At 60.5% G+C, this 4,017-nt stretch carries 5 protein-coding genes; all 5 read left to right on the top strand.

Annotation, left to right across the window (positions count from 1 at the left end; translation table 11 throughout):
* The first annotated feature begins 200 nt into the window (after positions 1 to 200).
* Complete coding sequence (locus tag AWB67_RS34770) at positions 201 to 1,442, top strand: site-specific integrase (RefSeq protein ID WP_087660468.1); 1,242 nt, start codon at positions 201 to 203, stop codon at positions 1,440 to 1,442.
* A complete protein-coding gene (locus tag AWB67_RS34765) occupies positions 1,439 to 2,377 on the top strand; it encodes a tyrosine-type recombinase/integrase (protein ID WP_062641204.1) in 939 nt (312 codons plus the stop codon). Before AWB67_RS34770 ends, AWB67_RS34765 begins: the two co-directional genes overlap by 4 nt.
* A complete protein-coding gene (locus tag AWB67_RS34760; RefSeq protein WP_087660467.1) occupies positions 2,374 to 3,378 on the top strand; it encodes a tyrosine-type recombinase/integrase in 1,005 nt (334 codons plus the stop codon). Before AWB67_RS34765 ends, AWB67_RS34760 begins: the two co-directional genes overlap by 4 nt.
* Before the next feature lie 104 nt (positions 3,379 to 3,482).
* Entirely contained in the window at positions 3,483 to 3,734 is a 252-nt protein-coding gene (tnpB, locus tag AWB67_RS34755) for an IS66 family insertion sequence element accessory protein TnpB (protein ID WP_087660466.1), read from the top strand.
* A 30-nt stretch (positions 3,735 to 3,764) separates the two neighbouring features.
* Positions 3,765 to 4,017, top strand: a 253-nt coding sequence (locus tag AWB67_RS34750; RefSeq protein WP_445344249.1) for an IS66 family transposase, incomplete at its 3' end; no start/stop codon positions are given.

Here is a 4,017-nt window from a genome sequence, read left to right as displayed (position 1 = left end):
CGCCAGACAACCCTCTTCATGAAACGTCAGCCATAAACCTGTGCCCACCTCCCACTACCGCGTCAGCGGTTTAGTACAATGCAATAAAATAAGTGTTTCCGAGTTACAGTGTCGTCGTCGTTGCCGCCACATAATATTTGAGTTTTTACTCTCTCCTGACGCCGGGACGTTCCGGCGCATCATGCAAAGGAGAGAATGTCATGCTGGAGCTTTACTTCAAGTATCCAGGCGTCCTGGAACGCCTGCGCAGCGGCGCATTAGGTGGCGAGATGGACCGCATTGCCGCCCGTTTCTCGGAGATTGGCTACGCGCGAGCCTCAGCGCGAGTGTACCTCGACCGCATCGCCCGTTTTAGTCAGTTCGCGAGCAAGGCTGGTCTTCGGGATAGTGCGGCGATTGGTCAGGACCTTGTCGAGCGCTATCTGCTTGCAATTGAAGCACCGAGCGTCCGTGTCGGAGCCCAAACTGCGATACGCCATGTGCTTCGACTGATACAGGAACGACTCCCGGTAGCGCGTGAGCACAGGACCCCGGATCCCGACTGGCAACTGCTAGCCGCCTACGACGAGCACTTGTGCAAGGTTCGCGGGCTGCAGCCCAGAACTCGCCAAGGAAGGATACTGGCCGCGCGCCGCATGCTCGGATGGTACAAGGAGCATGTTCCTGGTCGATCACTGTCCGCAATGACGGGTGAGAATGTGTTGGCCCTCGTCAGTCACCTTCTGTCGCTAAGCGTCAACGACTACACGAGATCGGCTACCGTCTCGCATGTTCGTTCGTTCCTCCGGTTCTTGCGTTGGGCCGGCCTCATTGAGGAGGAACTCGCCCGACTCGTGCCACGGGTGCCATGTTGGCGGATGGCACATTTGCCGCCCCGACTGGCGTGGGAGGAGGTCAGGCGAGTAGTCGATGCAATTGACGTCACGGATCCTTCTGGTGTGCGCGACCGCGCCGTGCTGCTATTGCTCGCGACGACAGGGATGCGTAGTCGGGAACTGCGATTGCTCGAGCTTCAGGACATTCGTTGGCGAGCCGGCGAAGTGGTCGTACGCCGCACCAAGGCGCGGCGGGACCGCGTCGTTCCGCTACTGGAGGAGGTGGGCGACGCGCTTGCGGAATACGTGCTTCACGCCAGGCCAAAGACCCAGGCTCCGCAGGTCTTCCTTTGCCACCGGCCACCCGCGCGTCCTCTCCGCAGCAGTTCCACGTTGGCCGCCCTCGTCCGTCGCCGGCTGGAGCGATGCGACCTGCAATTTCCACGAGCCGGTGCCCACCTCCTGCGTCACAGTCTGGCAACCCAGTTGGTCGGACAGAAGCGCCCCATCAAGGAGGTCGCCGACCTGCTGGGCCATCGGAACATCGACACGACGGCAATCTACGTGAAAGTCGCGCTGCCGCAGCTAGCTACCGTTCCACTTCCATATCCAGGGAGTAAGTCATGAACGACTTCCCGCAAATGCTCGCCTCCAAACTGGAGGACTACATCGAGCTTCGCCGGTCTCTGGGCTACGCATTCCGCAAGCAGGCAGCAACGTTGCGCGTCTTCCTGCGATACGTCGAAGACAGTGAAACTATGGGTCCGTTGACGCAGGACATGGCGATCGCATTCGCTCTGTCGGCCGACGGGTCTGGCAACTGCCGCGCCCGTCGTTATGCAGTTCTTCGGCGCTTTGCCGAGTACCTCTCCGTATACGACACCCGTACGGAGACCCTCGATCCGCATGTATTGCCACGGTCTCGCGCAGTCACACCACCGCGAATCCTCAATGACGTGGAACTGGCAGCGCTCATGACGGAATCTCGGCATGTTTCTCCACACAGCGAGCAGCGAGGGCAGACCCTGGAGACGTTGGTAGGCCTGTTGGCCAGTACCGGCCTGCGCTCTGGCGAAGCGCTGCGCCTCGATCGAGCTGACGTGGATCTGGTCGAAGGCGTTCTCCAGGTACGCAGAACCAAGTTCCGGAAGGACCGCCTTGTTCCGGTCCACGCCACGACACTTAACGCGCTACGCGCCTACGCTCTCGTTAGGGATAGCGCGTTTCCGATATCACGGTGTCAGGCCTTCTTCGTCAGCCTTCGCGGCAGCAGACTGTCCAGTGCGGCGCTGTACACCGCCTTCCACAAGGCCTGTGCGCTCGCAGGACTCGAGGGGAACTCTGCGAGGGCTATGAGACCACACGATCTGCGGCATCGATTCGTCGTCGCTCGTTTGGCAGCGTGGCACCGAGAGAACCTCGATGTTCAAGCGCTTCTGCCTCTGCTCGCGACCTACCTGGGTCATGTCCGCTATAGCGATACCGCGTACTACGTCACTGGAACGGCAGAGTTGCTCGGCCTCGTGGCGCAACGTGCTTTCGGCGAGGGAGGTGTGTCATGAGCAATCCCGCTTCACTTGCGCGACTACTCGAGGCCTTCTTCCTTCATCGCCTTCCCAGTCAGAGGAACGCCAGCGCGTCGACTATCGCCAGCTACCGCGACGCTCTACGCCTTCTCATCCTGTTCGCTTGCAAACGCACTGGACGCAAGCCGTATCAGCTAACCCTGTCGGATCTCAATCGCGACATCGTCCTCGACTTCCTCGATCATCTCGAGCAAGAGCGCGGTAACTGCGTCCAGACGCGCAACGTGCGCCTGACCGCGATCCGATCATTCTTCCATCACGTAGCAGTGAACGATCCAGCGTCGATTGGACTAGCGCAACGGGTGCTCGCCATCCCAATCAAACGATCGGACACGGGTGTGACCTGTTATCTGTCGCGACGCGAACTTGCCGCTCTCATCGATGCGCCGGATCAACAGACACCGCGCGGTCGACGTGATCGCGCTTTGCTGCTCTTCCTTGCTCGTACCGGAGCGCGTGTCTCGGAGGCCCTCGACGTCGACGCTTCTGACCTGCAGCTCGATCGTCCACGACAGGTTCTTCTGCGGGGCAAAGGGCGCAAGCAGCGAATGGTGCCGTTGGCGGACGACCTCACCAAAGCGCTTGAGGCGCTTCTGCGCGAACGAGGGATTGGCCGCCATGACAGCGTTCCACTATTCGTGGGCACCCAAGGAGAGCGACTCACGCGCTTCGGCGCAACGCACGTCGTGCGGCGGGCAATGGCCATCGCTTCCGAGAGGCTGCCCGAACTTGCCCGCAAACACGCGTCGCCCCACGTCCTAAGACACTCCCTGGCAATGAGCCTTCTGCAGTCTGGCGTGGACCTTCCGACCATTCAGGCCTGGCTGGGACATGCGCAAGTCACAACGACACATCGTTACGCCGCTGCAGACGTGGAGATGATGCGTCGAGGTTTAGAGCAGAGCGGAGTGTCAGGCAAACGAGGGCCGCGTTACAAACCGACGGACGAAGTGTTACGCTTGCTCGAACGGATCTGAATCCTATGTGGCGGCGATCGCGAACGATTCGGCGCCAAGCCAGGCGTGCACCTCACGCGCGAACCCAGCCGCCACATATTGGCACCCGTCACATATGAGCGGCAATGTGTCGCGACACATTGCCGCTCGGCGGCGACGTGTTCATTTTTCGGGGACGTCGCGGCGATCTCGTAAAAATTCTATGGGCAACCGATGACGGACTATGGCTTCTCGCGAAGCGGCTTTCGCATGGGCGGTTTATTTGGCCCCAGGCGGATGGCGGCAAGATCTTTCTGACGTCGGCACAGCTGTCGATGTTGCTGGAAGGCATCGATTGGCGACAGCCCCGTCGCACGGCCGCATTGTCGATGTTGTAAACCGCATCGAAGGCTCGTAAACTGCGGCACATGCCCGATCATGCGCCGCTTCCTGACACCGTTGCCGAGCTCCACGCCCTGGTGCTCGAGCAGCAGGCATCGATCGCAAAGATGCAGCAGGAGATCGCCGAACGCGACCGGGAGATTGTCGAACGGGACCAGCAAATCGAACGCCTGAAAGCGCAGATCGACAAGCTCAGGCGCATGCACTTCGGTCGTAAATCCGAGCAGTTGGAGCGGCAGATCGATCGGCTCGAAACCCAACTCGAGGATCTGGCAACGG

The sequence above is a fragment of the Caballeronia terrestris genome, assembly GCF_001544515.1.
GTDB classification, from domain to species: Bacteria; Pseudomonadota; Gammaproteobacteria; order Burkholderiales; family Burkholderiaceae; genus Caballeronia; species Caballeronia terrestris.
This window is presented reverse-complemented; position numbering and strand designations above follow the sequence as displayed.

Coding starts and splice junctions, on each gene's coding strand:
- AWB67_RS34770 (WP_087660468.1), top strand. CDS start 201: ATGCTGGAGCTTTACTTCAAGTATCCAGGCGTCCTGGAACGCCTGCGC.
- AWB67_RS34765 (WP_062641204.1), top strand. CDS start 1,439: ATGAACGACTTCCCGCAAATGCTCGCCTCCAAACTGGAGGACTACATC.
- AWB67_RS34760 (WP_087660467.1), top strand. CDS start 2,374: ATGAGCAATCCCGCTTCACTTGCGCGACTACTCGAGGCCTTCTTCCTT.
- tnpB (WP_087660466.1), top strand. CDS start 3,483: ATGTGTCGCGACACATTGCCGCTCGGCGGCGACGTGTTCATTTTTCGG.